The sequence below is a fragment of the Yinghuangia sp. ASG 101 genome (assembly GCF_021165735.1).
GTDB lineage: Bacteria > Actinomycetota > Actinomycetes > Streptomycetales > Streptomycetaceae > Yinghuangia.
Genome location: NZ_CP088911.1, coordinates 3,601,506 through 3,620,953, shown reverse-complemented (window position 1 = coordinate 3,620,953; position 19,448 = coordinate 3,601,506). Strand labels below are relative to the sequence as shown.

Here is a 19,448-nt window from a genome sequence, read left to right as displayed (position 1 = left end):
CCCGGCGCGGAGGGGTGGGCGTGTGAGTCGTTTCGACACGGCCGCCGAGCCGCGTGCCGAGACGGGGAGGACGGAGCGGCCGGACCGGACGGCGCGCGTGGTGTCCGCGCAGGCGCGCGGTCGCCGCCCGCTCGGGCTGTGGCGCCTCGAAGTGCTGCGTGTGACCCGGACGCGCCGGTGGCTGCTGCTGATCCTCGGGTTCCCGGTGCTCGGCGCGGCGGGGCCGGTGGTGGTGCGGTACATCGACGCGATCCTGGACCTGTTGGGCGCCGACGGGGTGACGCCGCCGGAGAACCTGGGGGCGTCCGAGGGGATGGCGGCGTACCTGGAGGTCTCGGGGCAACTCGGCATGCTGGTCGCGTTGGGGATGACCGCCGCCGCGCTGGCGGTCGACCACCGGCCCGGGCTGGCCGCGTTCTACCGCACGCGGACGCGCCGCGCGTGGGAGCTGGTACTGCCGCGCTGGACGGTCGCCGCCGCGGCGGTGTGCATCGCCAACGCGGTGGCCACCGGCATCGTCTGGGTGGAACTGCACGGTTTGTTCGGGTCGGTGTCGGACCGGCTGATCCTGTACGCCGCGTTGTTCAACATGCTGTATCTGCTGATGGCGCTGGGGATGGTCGCGGGCGCGGCGGCGTTCCTGCGGCGCCCGGTGGCGATCTTCGGGGCGGCGCTCATGGCGCTGATCCTGCTGCCGCTGCCGCGGTTGTGGCGGCCGATGCGGGGCTGGGAGCCGTCGGGCCTGGGCGGCGCGGGCGTCAACCTGCTCGACGGCTCCGACACACCGGGGGACTACGCGGCGGCGTCGCTGGTCGCGGTGCTGCTGACGGCCGCGCTGCTGGGCCTGGCGGTGTGGCGGATCGGCCGCCGGGAGATGTGACGGCGCCGAGGCGTGTCCAGGGGGGCCTGGGCCCGTGAGCGGTGTCAGGGGCCTCCGGACACGCCCTGTGCGTCCGCGTCGCCGTTGCCCGGGGCGTCGGACGCCTCGACCTCCGCGACGCCGGTGATCCGGCTCAGCGGATAGGTGTGCAGCTTGCCCGCGGCGGGCTCCTGCGCGGTGACGTACCCGCCCTCCAGCCCGATCGGGACGATGATGTGCTGCGTCGCGCGGCCCTCGTGCGTCACGTGGCCGATCCACACCGGCCGCCGGTCGGCGAGCGCGGCCTGGAGCGCGAGGAGTGTCTCCGCGGCGGACGTGCGCGGCAGGTCGGCCGGGGAGGGGCCCGTCTCGCCCCCGCGCGGCCGGCCGGACGCGGCCCGGTCGCCCGCCCGGATCGCGGTCACCGCGGCGTCGAGCAGGCTCGGGCTCGGGACGGGCGGTTCGCCGGTGACGCGCGGCGGCAGCGAGCGCGGCGGTGTGCGGCGCGCGTCCGGGCGGGTCACGACGACGTCGCCGGTCGCCGATTCGGCCATCGGCGCGTACCCGATCGACCGCAGCGCGGACAGCACGGCGTCGGGCGCGGCCTCCGCGGCGAGCACGGTCGGCGCCAGGCGCCGCATGCGCAGGCCCGCGGCGCGCCGGTCGGCGAGGAGTTCGCCGAGGATCGACTCGTCGTCGCAGCGCAGGTACGCGGACGCGGCCCCGACCCGCAGCCGGCCGTGCCGCCGGGCGACGTCGTCGACCAGGTAGGTCAGCGGCTGCGGCACCGGGGTGCGCGAGTGGGTCGCGAACAGCCGGTGCAGGTCGGCGGCCGTGCGCCCGGAGTCGAGCGCCCGGCGGACCGACGGCTCGCTGAAGCGGTAGACCGTCGCGCCGCCGGTCGACTCGATGTCGGCGGCCATGTGCAGTTCCTGGGCCAGCTCGACGACCAGCGGGCCGGGGGCGATCGCGGTCAGGTCGGCCTGGAGCAGGACGTGGTCGAGTGGTTCGGGCAGCAGCGGCGCGAGCAGTTCGGCCGCGGTGTTGAGGTCGCCGGCCAGGACCGCGCGCCCGGCGCGGCCGAGCGCGCCGCGTCCGGTGACGCCGAGCAGTTCGGCCTCGACGAGGGTGCGGTCGACGAGTTCGGGCCGCAGCCGCGCGGTGCGCACCGGGCGGTGCCACGCGAGGTCGGCCAGCAGGTCGGCGGCGGACGCGGCGCCGCCGCCCGGCAGGGTGGCGAGGCGGCCGAGCAGGGCGTGCCGCACCTCGGGCGCGGTGGTGCGGTCGATGCCGGGGCCGAGGGCGTTGACCGGGCGGTCCTTGTCGTCGCGCGTACCGACGAGGCCGGGTACGCGCGTGGTCTCCAGCCACACGCCGGCCAGCGTCGCCCAGCGTTCCGCGACCGGCCGCGCCCGCCAGGTGTCGTACGCGGGGGTCGGCAGCCATTGCTCGTCGGCGTCGCCGTCGCCGGCGGCGAGCCCCGCGGCGTACGCGAGTTCGAGCCAGAGGGCGGCCTCGGCCTCGGTGACGTCGAGTGCGGCGGCGACGCGCTTGAGGTCGCGTACCCCGAGGCCGCCCGCGCGCAGGACGGGCGGGCCGCCGGCGCTCCACAGTTCGAGTAGTTCCTCGATCCGGCGCACGGCGGTGAACGCGGCGCCCGCCGCCGCGGCGTCCACGGCCTGGGGATCGCGCGGGGTCTCGGCGATCTCGGGCGGTGTGGGCGCGAGGTCGCGGTGCACGACGCCGCCGCGCAGCGTCAGGCCGAGTTCGCGCGGCAGGACGACGGTCTGCGGACCGGCGGCGACGAGCATCGCGCGGGCGAGCAGCCACGCGACGGGGGTGTCGGCCTCGGCCGCGCGCACCGGGCGGTCGGCGCCCCGGACGCTTCCGGTCGGCGGGCCCCAGACCAGCTTGTCGAGCACTTCCACGGTGGCGGGAGGCGCGTCGCCCAGGAGTTCCGCGACCTTCTTGCCGTCGCGGAACAGCCCGGCTATCGAGCGGATCGCGCCGACGGCGTCGGCGGTGGGCGCGAGGCCGAGGTCGGTGAGGATGTCCTGGAGCCGCGCGGGGCCGGTCGTGCCGAGCGCGGCGGCCAGCGCGGGCCCGAGCCCGGCCGGTGCGGCGCCCGCCAGGTCGCGCACGGTCCGCACGACGCGCAGCGCGTGGTCCGGGCCCCACACCAGGGCGCGGGCGCGCAGCGTGTCGAGCGCGCCGGGGAGCTGGGGGACGTCGCCGACGAGGCCGCGCAGGTCGGCGTACGCGAACCCGTCCGGGAGCACGACGGCGGCGTCGACGACCTGGAGGGTGAAGCGGTCGAGGCGTTCGAGGACGCGGGCGACGGAGGCGCGCGTGGTGGCCCGGGTCGCGAGCTGCGTCAGGTCGGCCGGGACGGGCGTGGTGAGGTCCGGGCGGCTCCGGAGCAGACGGGCCAGGTCGGCGTCGCCGCGACCGCGCAGGTCTTCGGCGAGAGTTCGCGGCGCGGTGGTCCCGTCCCCGGGCCCGGCCGGATCGCCCTCCGGTCTCTGCGTCATGGTCATCCTCTTAACGTTAGCCGCTCGGGTCGCGGGGCCTCGCGGGGAGCGGGGACGCGATTCGTACGTGTGTGTGATCGACGGGAGGGGGTGCGGGCCCCCGAACGGGGGAAGGCATCGTCTCGGGGACCGGTCGCCTTCTAAGCTGGTGAGCCGGTCGTCCCGGGTGCACGACCGGCAACACCGGGCAGGGCAGGGCGAGTCCGGGCGGGAACCGGCACGGCCGGGTGCGTCCGAGCGAGTCCGAGCGAGTCAACGTACGTCACGGCACGTCAAGGGACGTCCGCACAGGTCGAGAGGCCGGGGGGCATGGATTTCGAGTGCGACCGTCTGGTCCTGCAGTACCTCGGCGAGGTCGGCGACGTCGCGCAGCGCAAGCTGCGGCCCGCCGACCGCGCGCGCCTGGTCGAGCGCCTGCGGACGCAGATCAACACCGAGCGCGAGCGGGGCAACGCCAATACGCCCGCGGGGGTCAAGGGGATCCTCACCAGGATCGGCAGCCCCGAGGCGGTGGTGGCCAACGAGTCGTTCCGCGTTCCCGCGCCGGGTTCGGGTGACGACGACGGCGGGCTGCGCGGGTCGCGGACCGCGACGATCGCGGCCCAGATCGGCTTCCGTCCGGACGCGAGCCCGATTCCGTCCCAGCGCGAGGGCGCGGAGGAGGCCGCGGGGGCGGTCGCGGTGCGGCAGATCGGCGACGGCCTGATCGGCTGGCCGGCGTACCCGATCGGCATCGCGCCGGAGAACGCCTCCGAGTGGGAGGGGCCCGACGAGATCGTCGGCCCGGAGCCGGTGCGGCGCGTGCCGCTCAAGGCGTCGCTGCGCGAACTGATCGCGATCGCGCTGCTGGTCGTCGGTGCGACGGTCGGCTCGGCGGTGGTCGTGGTGATAGGCCTGCTCGTGGTGTTCACGTCGGCGCTGTGGTCGCCGAGCGAGAAGCAGATGGCCGGTTTCTGGATCCCCGGTGTGACGATCGCGGCGTACGTCACGGCCATGTGGCTGCGTGCGACCGACAACGCCGGTGTCGACCTGACCCGTTCGCAGGCGGTCCAACGCTTCGAGGACCTGCTGCCGACCATGCCGCGCATCTTCGGCGCCGCCGCCGCGGTCTACCTGCTGTTCCGCCTGCTCCGCGCGAAAGCCCCGGCCGAAGGCGGCTAGGCCGTGTCTTGCAGATCTCGGCGCCGCTCACGCCGCGCCGGGACTGCGCCGCGCTCACGCCGCGCCGGGCCTGCGCCGGGCCTGCGCCGGGCCTGCGCCGGGCCTGGCGGCCCTCCCAAGCCCTCCCAAGCCCTCCCAAGCTCTCCCAAGCGCTCCTTCGCACCGCACCTCGCGGCGTTGCCGAATCCTCCCAGTACGACCGACCCGGGGCCGGAGCCGGTGTTGTGTGTGCGAGTGGCGAAGTGGCCTGGTCAGGGGGTCAGTTCGCGGAGCTCGTCGAGGATGAATTCGTCGGGGTCGGTGACGGCGCCCTGGGAGCACGAGGTCAGGCGGGGGCAGCCGGTGGCGGCGGTGCTCACGCTCACCTGGAACAGCCGGCCGCCGGTGTGGAGGTCCACGGTCGTGGTGCCGTCCGCGTTGGCGGCGTGGGACAGCGCGCGCACGGCGTCGACCGCCACCGTGCCGACGTGGTTGCGCACGAACCATTCCGCGGCCTGCACCGCGGTCGGCACGCCCGTGCGCCCCCGGTAGTGCGCGAGGTCGACCTCGCCGCGCAGGCACGCGGCGCCGACGTCGACGGCGACGGGTTCGGTGACGAGCCCGTGGTACGTGCCGTACGGCAGCGTCACCAGGTTGGCGGCGTAGCGGTCGCCGCCGACGTGGGTGGTCTCCCAGACCGGTTCGCCGTACGCCGCGTGCAGCGCGCGCACGGTCGGGCGCCCGAACTGCGCGCAGCACGGCTCCCGTTTGCCGTGGGTGCACACGAGCAGCACCGGGTCGTGCCGGGGCGTGCCCCAGCCGGGGCGCTCGCCGCGCGCGACGGCGTCCAGGTCGAGGTCGAACAGCTCGCGCATGTCGGCGACTTCGCGTTGTTCCATCCACGGCTCGCCGCCGTGCGCACCGCCCGAGAACGCGACGTACACCTGGTGCGGCGGCACTTGGCGCCGGGCGCCGGGGCGGCGGATGAGTTGGGAGCGGATGCGGTAGGCGGGCAGCCGGTCGAGGAAGTCGACGACCTCCCGCGGCATGCCCGGCGGTTTGTCACGGGCGGGCCAGGGGCCGGGATGCTCCAGGATGAGCCAGGCATCGCTGATCTCGGGGGCGCTCCCGAGGACGGACTCGCCCAGGGCGCGGGCCACGACGGCACAGCGGTTCGAGCCGCGGGCTGCCGCGGGGGCAGGGGCGGTCTCTTCCACGGAGTTCAAGGCTGCCACGAGATTAGGTTAGGTTAACCTAAGTGCGTTGGCAAAGAGTTCGGCGCATCACCACCCGATCGGACGCGGCGCAAACGTGGTTCGGGTGCCGATAAGGCGCGGATCGGGCGCGAGGTCGGGGCGGGCGGGGCGCGAACGGCGCGCGGGCGGAGCGGGGATCGCCCGTCAGTCGGGGATGTGGCGGCGCTGTCCGCGGACCGTGGCGACGAGGCCTCCGAGGGCGACGGCGAGGCCGAGCGGCATCAGCAGGCTGAGCAGGTAGACCGTCCGCGGCAGCGCGTCCGCGCCGATGAGGAACGGGGTCAAGGTCGCCAGCGTGGCGACGGTGCCGACGACGAACACGACCGCGCCGATCCGGACCGCGACGTCGCCTCGGCCGGCCTCGCGGCCCGCTGCGGGGGAGGAATCGATGGTGCTCACGCTCCCACGGTACTTGGCCCGTACGGGGCTCCCCCGCCGGGTATCCCCGTGTGCCGCGTCGGCCCTGACCGTTAGCCTGGTCGGGTGAACGGGGGCGTCTCGCGTACCCGGTCATGTACCAGTGCCGTGCAGGGACTTGCCCGCGAGTGAGGCGTCCCGGCGCGGGCGGCTGCCCGGTGCGGCACCCGGCGCGTACTTGAGCGTACTCGCGAGGGGGCCGGACGACCCCAGCCGGCCGCGGCGGGCGGTGAGCGGGTGGTCCGGGCACGGCTTTTCCTCCGGCTCCGAACGTCCTGATGGCGACGTCCCGACACCAAACGAGGTCTTCCGTGCCTACCGGCAAGGTCAAGTGGTTCGACACCGAGAAGGGCTTCGGCTTCCTCTCCCGCGACGACGGCGGCGACGTCTTCGTCCACTCCTCCGCGCTGCCGCAGGGTGTCGACTCGCTCAAGCCCGGGATGAGGGTGGAGTTCGGCATCGTGGAGGGGCGGCGGGGTGAACAGGCCCTGTCGGTCCGCGTGCTCGACCCGCGCCCGTCGGTGGTCGCCGCGACGCGCAAGAAGCCGGACGAGATGACCGTCATCGTCGAGGACGTCATCAAAGTCCTCGACGGCGTCTCCAACACACTGCGCCGCGGGCGCCACCCCGACAAGCAGACGGCCCACAAGGTCGCCGAGCTGCTGCGGGCGGTCGCCGACCAGATCGAGACCTGACGGCCCGGCACGCGGGACGAGGAGGTGGGCCGGGCGCGTCGCGGCGGCATCCGGTGGGTCCGGCGCCGGGCGGCCGGGCCCGGGGGCGCGCACCGCCGTGCGCCCGACCCGTGCCTGGCGGCCTCAGCGCCCGGGGAACGCCAGTGCCTCCGGGGCGACTTCGGGCACGAGGCCGTGCGCGGCGGCACGGTCGAGCAGGCCGCGCACGGCCGCATAGCCGTCGGCGCCCAGGTCGCGCGTGAACGCGTTGACATAGAGCGCGATGTGGCGTTCCTGCACGGACGGGCTCATCTCCTGCGCGTGTGACCGCACGTACGCGCGCGACGCCTCCGGGTCGGACCACGCGTACTCGACCGACGCCCGCGCCGCCGCGGCCAGCGCCGGCAGGTCCAGCGTGCGGCGGGCCACGATCGCGCCGAGCGGGATCGGCAGCCCGGTGTCGGCCTCCCACGCCTCGCCCATGTCGGCCAGGCTCACCAGGCCGTAGTCCTGGTACGTGAACCGCGCTTCGTGGATCACCAGGCCCGCGTCGACGACGCCGTCGCGCACCGCGGGCATGATCGCGTGGAACGGCATCACCCTGATCTCGCCCACGCCGCCGGGGATCTCCCGGGCCGCCCACAGCCGGAACAGCAGGTACGCCGTGGAGCGTTCGCTCGGCACCGCGACGACCCGGCCCGCCAGCTTCTCCGGCGCGAGCGCCTCGCGGGCGAGCACGAGGGGGCCGCAGCCGCGGCCGAGCGCGCCGCCGCACGGCAGCAGCGCGTACGCGTCCAGGACCCACGGGAGCGCGGCGTACGAGATCTTCAGGATGTCCGAACCGCCGCGCTCGGCCAGGCCGTTGGTGACGTCGATGTCCGCGAACGTCACGTCCACGCCGGGCGCCCCCGGGATGAGGCCGTGCGCCCACGCGTGGAAGGTGAACGTGTCGTTGGGGCACGGCGAGTACGCCATGGCCAGTCGCGCGGATGTCATGCCCGCTCCTCGCGTAGCGCCGGAAGGACCGCCGCGGCGGCGGCGCCCAGGACGCGCAGGGCGTCCGGGATGCGCCAGGCGTCGCGGTCGCGCGGGCCCACCACGTTGGAGACCGCGCGCAGTTCGCACACCGGGACCCCGGCTCCGGCCGCCGCCGCGGCGACCCCGAAGCCCTCCATCCCCTCGGCCGCCGCCCCCGGGTGACGCGTCGTCAGCGCGGTGGCGCGGGACGCGGTGCCGGTGGCGGTGGAGACGGTGAGGACCGGTCCGACGACGACGTCGGGGACGACCGTGCGCGCCGCGTCGGCGGCACGCGCGGCCACGGTCGGATCGACCGCGAAAACACCGGCGCCGAAGCCGAGTTCGTCGATCGTGAGGAAGCCGTCGGGGGTCTCCGCGCCCAGGTCGGCCGCGACGATGCGCCCGGCGACCACGAGCGAGCCCAGGGCGGCGACCCCCGCGAAACCGCCGCCGATGCCCGCGCTGACGACCAAGCCGTACGCCGACCGCGCCAGCGCCGCCGCCGTCCCGGCCGCGGCCGAGGCCGGACCGACCCCCGCGGCCAGCACGTCGACCCCCGGGAGCGGACCGTGCCCGAGCACGGCGTCGCGCTCGGCGGCGACGGCGGTGACGACCAGGACCCGCACGCGCTCGCCGGCTACTTCTTCTCGAGGTTGAACAGCCAGACGTTCTGCGTGTCGTTGCTCTTGTACTCGACGACGCGCACCGCGACCGCCTCCGTGTCGTCGAACGCGCCGATCGGCACCCGGAAGCCGGTGTAGTACGTCTTGTCCTTGATCAGCGGACCGGCCTGGCTGTCGACGAAGATCTGCCAGCCGCTGTCGCTCACCGACGGCTCGACCCCGACGCCGATGTCGCCGCCCTCCGACACCTTGACGACCTTGGGCTTCTTGTCGGACTCGGCGCCGAAGCACGCGTTGAGGGCATCCTGCGTGGCCTGCACGCCGCGGCACTGCGCCTCGGTGTGCTGCGACTCGCTGCCGCTCACGACGGTCACCAGCGCGGTGGGCTTCTTGTCGAGGTTGCAGCCGACGAGGGACAGGGCCCCCAGGACAGAGGCGCCTGCGACGGCGGCGCGGCGGCGGTTCTTCATGGGCCGAAGGTTACCGGGCGCCTCGGAGCCGGAATCCGGGGGATCGGGCCGGACGCGATCGGCGGGTGGTGAGGCGCCGTCCGGTCAGCACCAGCGTCAGGATCAGGACGGCCGCCGCGATCCCCATCCCGAGCGTCCCGTTGAGCGGCAGCACGATGCCGACGCCGCCGCCCACCACCCACGCCAGTTGCAGCGCGGTCTCGGTGCGGGCGAAGGCGGAGGTGCGGACCTCCTCCGGGATGTCGCGCTGGATCATCGCGTCGAGCGACAGCTTCCCGAGCGCCTGGGCGAGGCCCGCGACGGCCGCGACCGCGATGACGGTCGTCAGGCCGTAGTACATCGCGGCCGACACCGCCGACACGGCCGCGACGACCACGACGCCGACGATGATCGCCTCGGGCGCCTTCGACTTGAACCACGCGCCGAGCAGGGTGCCGATCGCGTTGCCGACCGCCGCCGCGGCCACCGCCGCGCTGAGGGCGGTCTTGCTGTCCATGCCGCCGACCGGTTCCTCGCGCAGCAGGAAGCCGAGGAACATGATCAGGAACCCCGAGAACGCGCGCAGCGACGCGTTCGCCCACAGCGCGAGGACCACCGAGGGGCCCACGCTGCGCAGGCGGCGCGTGGTCTTCGTCTTCCTGGGCTTGCCGGGGGGCCGCGCGTCGGCGGGTCTGCCGCCGGTCGCGGCGTCCGGGGGGCCGTGCCCGGCGTCCGCGCCCTCGGCCGCGGTGCCTTCGGGCGCCGCGGCGCTCTCGGCCGTGCCGGTGTCCGCCGCGTAGCGGCGCCGGGTCTGGGCGAAGTGGCCGTGGTGTATGGCGCCCGGCGCGTCGCGGGTGAACGCGGCGCGGTCCTCGCCCTCCGGCGAGTCGACCTTGGCCGGCAGGACGAACGCCAGGATCGCGCCGAAGACGAACACCGCGGTGGCGGCGTACATGATCCACGGCGTGCCGGCGGTGACCTTGAGCCCGCCCGCGACCGGCGCCGCGAGGAGCGTGCCGATCAGGCCGAACATCGTGATCCGCGAGTTCACCTTCACCAGCGACATCGACCGGGGCTGCAGGCGCGGCACCACGGCACTGCGCGACACGCCGTACGCCTTCGACGTCATCAGGACGAGGAACGCCTCCGGATACAGCTCCAGCCCACCGTCCTCCACGGCCGCCGCCATCATCCAGGCGAGCACCGCGCGGGCCAGCATGGTCACCGCGATCGCGACGCGCCGGCCGCGCCGCAGCCGGTCGAGCAGCGGCCCGATGACCGGCGCCATGAGGGCGAACGGCGCCATCGTGATCAGCAGGTACAGCGCCACCCGGTCGCGGGCCTCGCCGGTCGGCACGGAGAAGAAGACGGTGGTCGCGAGGGCGATGGTGACCAGCGCGTCGCCCGCGTTGTTGATGGCGTGCAGTTCGATGAGCTTGCCGAGGCCGCTTTCCTTCGCGCCCTTGGAGTGCGCGGCGTCGCGGAACCGGCCGGCGATCGCTTTGGGCAGCACGCCGAACCACGACATGCCGCGTCGGAACCGCCCGCTGCCGGTCGCGCTGCTGCCGCGCACCCGTACCGCGCCGGTCTGTGTATCGCTTCGCGTCCGCAAGGCTCCCACCTCTTGGATCCTGCCCTTCCGGATGGGGGATACGTCGGTGGTGACACGCCGTCGAGGCGCGTCGGTTGCGCGCCGGGGAACGGGATTGTGTGCTTGTTGAGGGTAGCCCTCGCCAATCCCCCCGGTGCTTGAGGGACAATCACTCTCGTGAGTGCCCCGATCCGTAGCCGAATCCCCGACCGCCTCTGCTCGGAGGCGGTCCAACTCGCCCTGGCCGCCGCCGAGGACGTCGCCGGCCCTGGCCGGGTCGGCGAGCATCTCGGCGTCGAAGTCGACGGCGATCGTGTCGTCACCCATTTTTTCGCGTGCCGTGAGGACGCGTATACCGGCTGGCGGTGGGCCGTCACCGTGGCCCGCGCGCCGCGCGCCAAGCTCGTGACCGTCGACGAGACGGTCCTCGTGCCCGGCCCGGACGCGCTGCTCGCGCCGCAGTGGGTGCCGTGGAGCGAGCGCCTGCGCCCCGGCGACCTCGGGGTGGGCGACCTGCTGCCCACCAAGCAGGACGACGAGCGCCTGGAGCCCGGTTTCACCGAGGTCGACCTCCGTACCGCGGGCGAACCCCTCGGGTTCGGTGCCGCGGCGGTCGCGCACGAGCTCGGTCTCGGCCGGGCCCGCGTGCTGTCCCGGGTCGGACGCGACCTCGCGGCGGAGCGCTGGGAGGAGGGCTTCGGCGTGCGCACGCCGATGGCCCAGGCCGCTCCCGCGCACTGCGTCACGTGTGGGTTCCTCGTCCGGATCGGCGGGCCGCTGGGTCAGGCGTTCGGAGTCTGCGCCAACGAGTATGCCTCGGCCGACGGCCATATGGTCTCGCTCGCGTTCGGCTGCGGCGGCCACTCCGAGGCCGCGGTCATGCCGTCGGTGCCGCCGGCCGCCGAGCCCGTCGTCGACGACTACGACGTCGAGCCGGTGCGCGTGCGCCACACGGGCGGCTCGGTCGACGACGCCGGGCCCGGCGAGGAACTGGGACACTCCTGACGGACGGGGTCGTCCCGCCCGGTGCGATTTGCCAAGCGGGGCCCCGATGCGATGAGAGTTGGGGCCATGGGCACCGAGGACATCTTCGCGACGGCAGGACTGCGTCGGGCCGTTCTTGACGCGTGGGCGGCGCAACCCGCGCGCTTCCGGGAGGACGCCAACGCCGAGGAGGAGCTGGCCCTCGGCGGGTACCGCGACCGGCTCGTCGTCGAGCTGGCACAGAACGCGGCGGACGCGGCGGTCCGCACCGGCGCCCCCGGCCGGCTCCGGCTGACCCTCCGCGACGGCGTCCTGACCGCCGCGAACACCGGCGAACCCCTGCACGCCGACGGCGTGTTGGCGCTGTCGACGCTGCGGGCCTCCGCGAAGCGCGACGAAGACCCGGGAACCGTCGGGCGGTTCGGTGTCGGCTTCGCGGCCGTGCTGGCCGTGTCCGACGAGCCGGCGGTGCTGTCACGGACCGGCGCGGTGCGCTGGTCGCTGCGCGAGGCGCGGGAGATGGCCGCCGGGTTGCCGCCGGTCGCGGACGAAGTCGCCCGCCGCGAGGGAGCGGTGCCGCTGCTGCGGCTTCCGCTGCCCGCCGAGGGCGCGCCGCCGGACGGCTACGACACCGCCGTCGTCCTGCCGTTGCGCGACGGCGCCGCGGCGGACCTGACGCGGCGCCTGCTCGACGAGATCGACGACGCGCTGCTCCTGACGCTGTCCGGCCTCGGCGAGATCGTCGTCGAAACCGACGGCGACGTACGCACCCTGACGCGCCGCGACGACGCCGGCGCGGTCGTCGTGGCCGACCGGGGCCGCGAGACGCGGTGGTGGGTCGGCGGCGCCGGCGGGGCGCTCGACGCGCACCTGCTCGCCGACCGGCCGACCGAGGAGCGCCGGCGCGGGGTCTGGTCGGTGCTGTGGGCGGTCCCCGTCGACGCGGACGGCGCGCCGCTGCCCCTCGGCGGGCCCGCGCGCGCATGGCGGGACGAAGCGCTGCCGGGCCTCGACGCGCCGGACGACGACGCGCGCGGTCCCGTGTCGGTGCGGCCCGTCGTCCACGCCCCCACAGCCTCGGACGAACCGCTGGGCCTGCCCGCGCTGTTGATCGCGTCGTTCCCGCTCGACACGACCCGCCGGCACGTCGCGCCGGGCCCGCTGCGGGACTTCCTCGTGGAACGCGCCGCCGAGGCGTACGCCGCGCTGCTGCGCGACTGGCCGACGCCGTTCACCCGCGCCCTGCTCGGGCTCGTGCCGTCGGGCGCCCCGGAGGCCGAACTCGACGCGCTGGTACGCCGGGCGGTGCTCGCCCGCCTGGCCGCGACGCCGTTCCTGCCGACCGCCGCGCCGCCCGAGGCCCGCTGGGCGGAGGGCGCGACGGAGGGGGAGCCGGACGCGGTCGCCGGCACCGGCGAGCCGACCGCGCTGCGGCCCCGCGACGCCGTCGTCGTCGACGGCGCCGGGCCCGGCCTGGTCGCGGCGCTCGCCCCGGTCCTCACGGGGCTGCTGCCGGCCGGGCTCGACAAGTCCCCGGCGCTGCGCGCACTCGGTGTGCGGCGTCTGCCGCTCGCCGAGGTGATCGACCAACTCGCCTCCCTGGAACGCGAACCCGCGTGGTGGCAGGGCCTGTACGCGGCACTGGACCCGGCCGACCGCGACGCCCTCGGCGCGCTCCCGGTGCCGCTGGTGGACGGCCGCCTCGTGCGCGGCCCGCGCCACCTGTTGCTGCCCGGGCCGGAGACCCCGAAACCGGCCGTCCTCGCGCCGCTCGACCTGCGGATCGTGCACCCCGACGCGGTGCATCCGCTGCTGGAACGCCTCGGCGCGCTCCCGGCGGTGCCGCGGGCCGTCCTGGCCGACCCGGCGGTCCGGGCCGGTGTCGCGGCCGTCGACGACCACGACGACCCGGACGCGTTCACCGACGCCGTCCTCGAACTCGTCCGCGCCGCGCCGCTCGCGCCCGGCGAGGAGCCGTGGCTGGCCGAGCTGCCGCTGCCGGACGATCAGGGCGACCTGCTCTCGGCCGGCGAACTCATGCTTCCCGACAGCGCGTTGCCCGCGCTGGTCGAGCCGGGCACGCTCGGCGTCGCGGACCCGGAGCTGGTGGAGCGCTGGGGGGCGGACGTGCTGCGCGCGGTCGGGGTGCTCGACACCTTCGGCCTCGTCGTCGAGGAGGACGTGGTCCTGGACCACGACGCCTGCGACCACGACCTCGACCTGGAGGACGACTGGCTCGACGACGTCCTCGACCGCCTGCCCGACCCCGAGGTCCCGCCGGTGCTGGGCACGTTCACGGCGGTGCGCGACCTGGACCTGGTCGCGGAGGACGCGTGGGAGGACGCGCTCGACCTGCTCGCCGCGCCGCCGCTGCGGGCGGCCGTCGTGGAGCCGGCGCGGGTGATGCTGCCGGACGGAGGACGCGCGGAGATCCCGTCGTACACGGCGTGGTGGCTGCGCGGCCACCCGGTGCTCGACGGGCGACCGCCCGCCGGTCTGCTCGCGGCCGGGGCCGACGCGGCGCTGCACGGGCTGTACGACGAGGTCGACTCGCACCTGGACGACGTCTTCCTGCGGGCGCTCGGCGTGCGCACCACGCTGGCGGCGCTGCTTGCCGACCCGGGCGGGCCCGACGAGCTGCTGGACCGTCTCGCGAAGCGCTCGCATGACGTCACGCGTGACCAACTCCGGTTGCTCTACACCGCGTTGGCCGACGTCGACATGGACCGCGTGGACGCGCCGCACGAGGTGCGCGCGGTCGTCGCGGGCCGCCTGACCGTCGTCGACGCCAGTTCGGCGGCGGTCGCCGACGCGCCCGATCTGGCCGCGCTGCTCGCGGAGTCACCGGCGTGGGCGCTGCTCCCGGTGCGCCCGGACCGGGCGACCGCGCTCGCCGAACTGCTGCAACTGCCGCTGGTGTCCGAGGTGGTGCCGGGCACGGTGCTGTCCGAGGGCGTGCGGCACGAGGTGCCGGAGGCGGTGCTCGCCGCGCTCGCGGGTGCGCCGACCGAGTACGTCGAGCACGGCGAACTGCTGGTCGTGGGGCCGGACGGCGCCGAACTCGGGGCCGAGTGGCGGTTCGTGGACGGCGAGGTGCACGCGACGACGTTCGAGGGCCTGGCGCGCGGGCTCGCGTGGGCGGCCGGGGAGTGGCACCGCAGGTTCGAGGTCGCGCAGTTGCTGACGGACCCGTCGCTGGCGCATGTCCTGGACGCGGAACGGGACTTCGACGCGCCGTTGTGACGTGGTGAGCCGTCGGCGCGGCGGGCTACGCGCCGCGTCGGCGCAGGGCCTCGCGGCGGCGGCGCACGTACCACAGGCCCAGCACGCCCAGGCCCGCGCCGGCGAGCGCGCACCACACCCACCACCCGCGGTCGTGGCGTTCGAGGGTGTCGTGGAAGGGCAGGGCGACCAGGAAGAGCACGAACCACACGACGCTGCCCGCGGCGACGATCCTGACGTCGTCGGCTTCGAGCGGCTCGGGGGTGGGGCGGCGCACGCGACCCGAGGGCGGGGGCGCGGCCTGCGGAGAGGAACCGGTCACAAGGCCTCAGGCTACCGGCCCGCCGCGAACCGGCGCCGGGGCCTCCAAGGCTCGCGCACTGCCGGGTTCGCGGGTGTTCGGCCCGGTACGCGGTGTCGGTGGCGCTCTGTCCCGCCCGGGACCGCACAGGGGTTGTGCGGACGCGGCCGAGGCGGCCAGGATCGGCCGGGTGGGCGTGGAGCGCGGGACTATCGACGACGTTCCTCTCGCGGTGCTGTTCCCTGGTGCGGCGGCACACGAGTTGGAGCACATCCGGCGGGTCGCGGCGGCCGTGGACGCCCTGCGCCCCCCGGGCGACCCCGCGGAGTGGGAGTGGTTCGGCGATCACGCGGTGTGCCCGGAGCCGATGCCGAGGGAGATCACGCCGCTGGCGCTGAGCACCGCGATGAGCCTGCACCACGACCCGTCCGGGCTCGACTGGCTCGACCTCGAACTGGACATCGCGTGGGTCGGACCGGGGCTGCTCGGCGCGCTGGCGGCGGTGAGCGTCGCGTGCTGGTGTGACATCAACCACAACGCGCACTACCCGGTGGAGGACGTCGTCGAGGTCGCGCCGGGGCTCGCCCTCGGCGACGCGTTCGAACACGCGGCGAGTCGGCTGCCGCGGTGGCTCGCGTGCCCGCGTGATCCGGAGTACTGGCGGGCGCAGGGCCTGCTGCCCGCGCGGCCCCGCGAGCGGCGTACGGCCGTCGGCGCGGGCGGGGCGGGGTAGCGGCGACGCGCTCGGTGCCGGGCGGGGGGCGGCGGCGCCGTCGTTCGTGCCCCGACAACGCGGGGCGTGGCCGGGTCGCCGCGGTACGCCGGGTCCGTGTATCCCGGCCCGGCGCGGGCCGGTCGATCACCGGGCGGCGCGGTGGAATAGCCGCGGCGGTGATATCCGTTACCCGTTAGCGAAGGTAATGATCTAAGCTAACGAAGGTGTCGTTGTCCGAAGCCGACCGCGCCGCGGTCGCCGTGCTCCGTGCGTCCGTGCTCAAACTCGGCCGTCGCCTGCGCAATCAGCGCGCCGACGAGTCGTTGAGCCCCACGCAGTTGTCGGTGCTGACCATCCTGGTCGCCCGAGGTGCCATGACGCCGGGTGAACTCGCCCGGCACGAGAAGGTCCAGCCGCCGTCGATGACGCGGGTCATCGCGGGTCTTGAGGAGCGCGGTCTCGTACGACGTGATCCGCACCCGGAGGACCGGCGGCAGATCACCGTCACGGTGACGGAGCCGGCCGCCGAGGTCGTCGCGGAGAGCCGCAAGCTCGGGAACGCGTGGCTCGCTGCGCATCTCGAGGCGCTCAGCGAGGAGGAGTTGGCGGCGCTGCGTGCCGCCGTGCCGGTTCTGGAGCGGCTCGCGCAGCTCTGACCCCCTGCGGAGGTCGAGCGGTTCGGACACGGAGGGCCCGTACGCGGCCCGCCGGCACCTGACCGACCGCTCGATGAGAGGGGCGTTTTGACGGCCACCGCGTCATCCACCACGGGGACCGATACCGGCACCACCGGCCGGACCTCGATGTTCTCGTCGCTGCGCAACCGCAACTACCGGCTGTTCGCGGCGGGTCAGGTCGTGTCCAACACCGGGACGTGGATGCAGCGCCTCGCCCAGGACTGGCTGGTCCTGAAGCTGACCGGCTCGACGATGGCGCTGGGTATCACCACCGGGCTGCAGTTCCTGCCGATGCTGTTGTTCGGACTGTGGGGCGGTGCGGTCGCGGACCGGTACCGCAAGCGCCGCCTGCTGATCGGGACGCAGGCCGCGATGGGCCTGCTCGCGCTGATTCTGGCGGTGCTCGACCTGACCGGCGTCGCCCACGTCTGGCACGTGTGGCTGCTCGCCCTCGGGCTCGGCCTGATGACGGCGATCGACAATCCGACGCGGCAGACGTTCGTCTCCGAGATGGTCGGACGACGGGATCTCCCGAACGCGATCAGTCTCAACTCGGCCAATTTCCAGCTCGCCCGGATCACCGGGCCGGCCGTCGCGGGCCTGCTCATCGCCGCGATCGGCACCGGCTGGGTCTTCGCGGTCAACGCGCTGTCGTACGCCGCGGTCATCCTCGGTCTGCTGGCGATGCGCGAGAGCGAGCTGATCCCATCGGACCCGGTCAAGCGCGAACCCGGCCAGCTGCGCGAGGCGCTGCGCTATGTGCGGGCCCGGCCGGATTTGCTCGCGATCTTCGCGCTGGTCGGCTTCGTGGGCACCTTCGGCTACAACTTCGCGGTCACCCTCGGCGGCTTCGCGAACCAGGTCTTCCACGCCGGGCCGGGTGCGTTCGGCCTGCTCAACACCGTTTTCGCGATCGGCTCGCTGGGCGGCGCGCTCGTCGCGGCTCGGCGCACCGCGCCGCGCATGCGGATGCTCGTGGGGGCGGCCTTCCTGTTCGGCGCGCTGAGCTTCGCCGCGGCGCTGATGCCGGCGTACTGGAGCTTCGCCGCGGTGCTCGTGCCGATCGGGATAGCCGGGATCACCTTCAACACCGCCGCGAACGCCACCGTGCAACTCGGTGTCGACTCCGCGCTGCGGGGCCGGGTGATGGGCCTCTACATGCTGGTGTTCATGGGCGGGACGCCGGCCGGCGGGCCGCTGATCGGGTGGATCGCCCAGGAGTACGGCCCGCGCGTCGCGCTGGCGTTCGGCGGCGGCGTGGCGGCGTCGGCCGCGGTGGTCGTGGCGCTGCTGCTCGCCCGGCAGGGCGGGGTCCGGGTGCTGCGGATACGTCCGTTCGCCGTCGGTCGACGCGCCCCGGAGCCCCCCGCCCCCGCGCCCGCGCCCGCTCCCGCCACCGCCGCGCCCGCGACCGCCGCCACCACCACCGCGACCACCGCTCCCGCCACCGCCGCGTCCGCGACCGCCGCCACCACCACCGCGACCACCGCCACCGCCACCGCCGCGTCCGCGACCGCCGCCACCACCACCGCGACCACCGCCACCGCCACCGCCACCGCCGCGCCCGCCGCCACCACCACCGCGACCACCGCCACCGCCACCGCCGCGCCCGCCGCCACCACCACCGCGACCACCGCCACCGCCGCGCCCGCCGCGACCGCCACCGCGCCCGCGTCCGCCGCGCCCGCCGCGACCGCCACCGCGTCCGCCGCCGCGTCCGCGCCCGCCGCGCCCGCCCCCGCGGCGCTGCCGGAGGCCGACGCTCCTCCGGTGGCGGCCGGGCCGCGCGACGCGGCCCGCGATCCGGTTGTGGCGTAAAGCGCAGGCAACCGGACACGATTTGATCGGCAACCGCCAATCGGCCCCAGGCCTTCTCGCACACGACGAGGCATTCTTCGTCGAAAACCCGGACGGGTGACCGAAGTCATCGACATCGGTCGTTCCCGAGTGGAACGATTCCGATATGGATTATCTGCGGCTCCAGAATCTGTTCCAGGCGGAGGGCCGGCGCCTGGCGGAATCGGCGGCGGCGGGCCTGGACACCCCGGTCCCGTCCTGCCCTGGTTGGACGGTCGCCGACGTGGTGGGACACACCGGATCGGTGTTCTGTACCGCGGCCGAGTGGCTCCGGATCGGCCGTCGTCCCGAGGAATCCGACGGCTCCGGGAAATTCGCCCCCAAGCCCGTCGCGAAAGCCGACATTCTCGCGTGGTACGGCGACGCCCTCACCCGACTGCGCCTCGAATTCGACCGGCGCGACCCCGCGAGACCACACTTCGCCGGGGAGGACGACGGCGCGATCGACTTCTGGTACCGCCGGCTCGCCCACGAGGCGGCGATGCACCGCACCGACGTCGAACTCGCGGTCGGCGTCCCCGCCCCCATCGCCACCGACCTCGCCGTCGACGGCATCGACGAGGCCCTGCGCGTCTTACTGCCGCTGCGCTACGACGCGACGGGGGTCGACCCGGCGGTGGGACGCACCGTGGGCGTGCACGCACACCACCACAACTGGCGCCTCACGCTGCACCGCGACGCCGTCGAGGTGTCCCGGCTCCCCGGATTCACCGACGCCGCGGTGCGCGGCGAGCCGGAGGACCTGCTGCTGTACCTATGGGGACGACGGCCCGGGACGGTCGTCTCCCGGACCGGGGACTTCACCGTCCTCGCGGCCTTCCGGCGCTGCCTCGCGCGCTCGATGGTCTGACGCGATGCCCGGACGGTGCCGCGGCGGGGTTAGTTTGGACGGGTGAACCCGCGTACCCGCACCCGCATCGTTTCGGCCACCCTCGTGATCCTGTTGCTCGCCGTCGCCATCGGTGCCGCGCTGAGCTGACGGGCGCGAAGCCCCCGACACCCTCACGGTCACGGGACGAGACGTGCTGCCCGAGAGCGCCTTTCGTCCCGTGATCGTGTCGTTGCGCCCGGTGTTTCCCCCGCGGTGATGCAACCGTGCGGCCCGCTTGTCGGTACTTGGAAGTGGGTGCCGCGG

The 19,448-nt window shown here is 74.8% G+C and carries 17 protein-coding genes; 9 read left to right on the top strand and 8 right to left on the bottom strand.

Features of this window, described 5'->3' with window-relative positions; translation table 11 throughout:
• Positions 1-22 precede the first annotated feature (22 nt).
• The gene (locus tag LO772_RS15275) at positions 23-880 is read left to right on the top strand and encodes a hypothetical protein (RefSeq protein ID WP_231778947.1); all 858 of its coding nucleotides are present in this window, start codon (positions 23-25) and stop codon (positions 878-880) included.
• A gap of 44 nt (positions 881-924) precedes the next feature.
• On the opposite strand, the gene LO772_RS15270 is transcribed toward LO772_RS15275, so the two are convergent.
• Positions 925-3,390 carry a helicase-associated domain-containing protein gene (locus LO772_RS15270; RefSeq protein WP_231778946.1) on the bottom strand — a complete coding sequence of 822 codons (2,466 nt, stop codon included), beginning with the start codon at positions 3,388-3,390 and terminating at the stop codon, positions 925-927.
• Positions 3,391-3,699: 309 nt separating this feature from the next.
• On the opposite strand from LO772_RS15270, the gene LO772_RS15265 reads away from it, so the two are divergent.
• Positions 3,700-4,551, top strand: a complete 852-nt coding sequence (locus LO772_RS15265) for a hypothetical protein (RefSeq protein ID WP_231778945.1) — start codon at positions 3,700-3,702, stop codon at positions 4,549-4,551.
• A 251-nt stretch (positions 4,552-4,802) separates the two neighbouring features.
• Here LO772_RS15265 and LO772_RS15260 read toward each other — a convergent pair whose 3' ends face one another.
• Both LO772_RS15260 and LO772_RS15255 read right to left on the bottom strand, forming a co-directional pair.
• Positions 4,803-5,765, bottom strand: a complete 963-nt coding sequence (locus LO772_RS15260; protein ID WP_231778944.1) for a sucrase ferredoxin — start codon at positions 5,763-5,765, stop codon at positions 4,803-4,805.
• A 165-nt stretch (positions 5,766-5,930) separates the two neighbouring features.
• Positions 5,931-6,185 carry a hypothetical protein gene (locus tag LO772_RS15255; RefSeq protein WP_231778943.1) on the bottom strand — a complete coding sequence of 85 codons (255 nt, stop codon included), beginning with the start codon at positions 6,183-6,185 and terminating at the stop codon, positions 5,931-5,933.
• Between the two features lie 329 nt (positions 6,186-6,514).
• Here LO772_RS15255 and LO772_RS35815 point away from each other — a divergent pair, with 329 nt between their 5' ends.
• On the top strand, positions 6,515-6,898 hold the full coding sequence (locus LO772_RS35815; protein WP_269453214.1) for a cold-shock protein: 384 nt from the start codon (positions 6,515-6,517) through the stop codon (positions 6,896-6,898).
• A gap of 123 nt (positions 6,899-7,021) precedes the next feature.
• Here LO772_RS35815 and LO772_RS15245 read toward each other — a convergent pair whose 3' ends face one another.
• From LO772_RS15245 to LO772_RS15230, 4 genes are read right to left on the bottom strand one after another with little or no spacing between them, the layout of a single operon-like run.
• Positions 7,022-7,873: a 1,4-dihydroxy-6-naphthoate synthase gene (locus LO772_RS15245; protein WP_231778942.1), complete on the bottom strand. Its 852-nt coding sequence runs from the start codon at positions 7,871-7,873 to the stop codon at positions 7,022-7,024.
• The gene (locus LO772_RS15240) at positions 7,870-8,520 is read right to left on the bottom strand and encodes a futalosine hydrolase (protein WP_231778941.1); all 651 of its coding nucleotides are present in this window, start codon (positions 8,518-8,520) and stop codon (positions 7,870-7,872) included. The genes LO772_RS15245 and LO772_RS15240 overlap by 4 nt, the downstream gene beginning before the upstream one ends.
• Before the next feature lie 11 nt (positions 8,521-8,531).
• Entirely contained in the window at positions 8,532-8,987 is a 456-nt protein-coding gene (locus LO772_RS15235) for a hypothetical protein (RefSeq protein WP_231778940.1), read from the bottom strand.
• A 10-nt stretch (positions 8,988-8,997) separates the two neighbouring features.
• Positions 8,998-10,494 carry an MFS transporter gene (locus LO772_RS15230; protein ID WP_231779572.1) on the bottom strand — a complete coding sequence of 499 codons (1,497 nt, stop codon included), beginning with the start codon at positions 10,492-10,494 and terminating at the stop codon, positions 8,998-9,000.
• Positions 10,495-10,746: 252 nt separating this feature from the next.
• Here LO772_RS15230 and LO772_RS15225 point away from each other — a divergent pair, with 252 nt between their 5' ends.
• The gene (locus tag LO772_RS15225) at positions 10,747-11,562 is read left to right on the top strand and encodes a DUF3027 domain-containing protein (protein ID WP_231779571.1); all 816 of its coding nucleotides are present in this window, start codon (positions 10,747-10,749) and stop codon (positions 11,560-11,562) included.
• Positions 11,563-11,628: 66 nt separating this feature from the next.
• A complete protein-coding gene (locus tag LO772_RS15220; RefSeq protein ID WP_231778939.1) occupies positions 11,629-14,784 on the top strand; it encodes a sacsin N-terminal ATP-binding-like domain-containing protein in 3,156 nt (1,051 codons plus the stop codon).
• A gap of 25 nt (positions 14,785-14,809) precedes the next feature.
• On the opposite strand, the gene LO772_RS15215 is transcribed toward LO772_RS15220, so the two are convergent.
• The gene (locus LO772_RS15215) at positions 14,810-15,085 is read right to left on the bottom strand and encodes a DUF2530 domain-containing protein (protein ID WP_231778938.1); all 276 of its coding nucleotides are present in this window, start codon (positions 15,083-15,085) and stop codon (positions 14,810-14,812) included.
• Between the two features lie 175 nt (positions 15,086-15,260).
• Here LO772_RS15215 and LO772_RS15210 point away from each other — a divergent pair, with 175 nt between their 5' ends.
• The 4 genes from LO772_RS15210 to LO772_RS15195 all read left to right on the top strand — a co-directional run bounded on the left by LO772_RS15210 (position 15,261) and on the right by LO772_RS15195 (position 19,163).
• Positions 15,261-15,797, top strand: a complete 537-nt coding sequence (locus LO772_RS15210) for a hypothetical protein (protein WP_231778937.1) — start codon at positions 15,261-15,263, stop codon at positions 15,795-15,797.
• 206 nt (positions 15,798-16,003) lie between these two features.
• On the top strand, positions 16,004-16,435 hold the full coding sequence (locus LO772_RS15205) for a MarR family winged helix-turn-helix transcriptional regulator (protein WP_231778936.1): 432 nt from the start codon (positions 16,004-16,006) through the stop codon (positions 16,433-16,435).
• An 87-nt stretch (positions 16,436-16,522) separates the two neighbouring features.
• Complete coding sequence (locus LO772_RS15200; protein ID WP_443089420.1) at positions 16,523-18,274, top strand: MFS transporter; 1,752 nt, start codon at positions 16,523-16,525, stop codon at positions 18,272-18,274.
• Between the two features lie 145 nt (positions 18,275-18,419).
• The gene (locus tag LO772_RS15195; protein ID WP_231778935.1) at positions 18,420-19,163 is read left to right on the top strand and encodes a maleylpyruvate isomerase family mycothiol-dependent enzyme; all 744 of its coding nucleotides are present in this window, start codon (positions 18,420-18,422) and stop codon (positions 19,161-19,163) included.
• Positions 19,164-19,448: the final 285 nt, after the last annotated feature.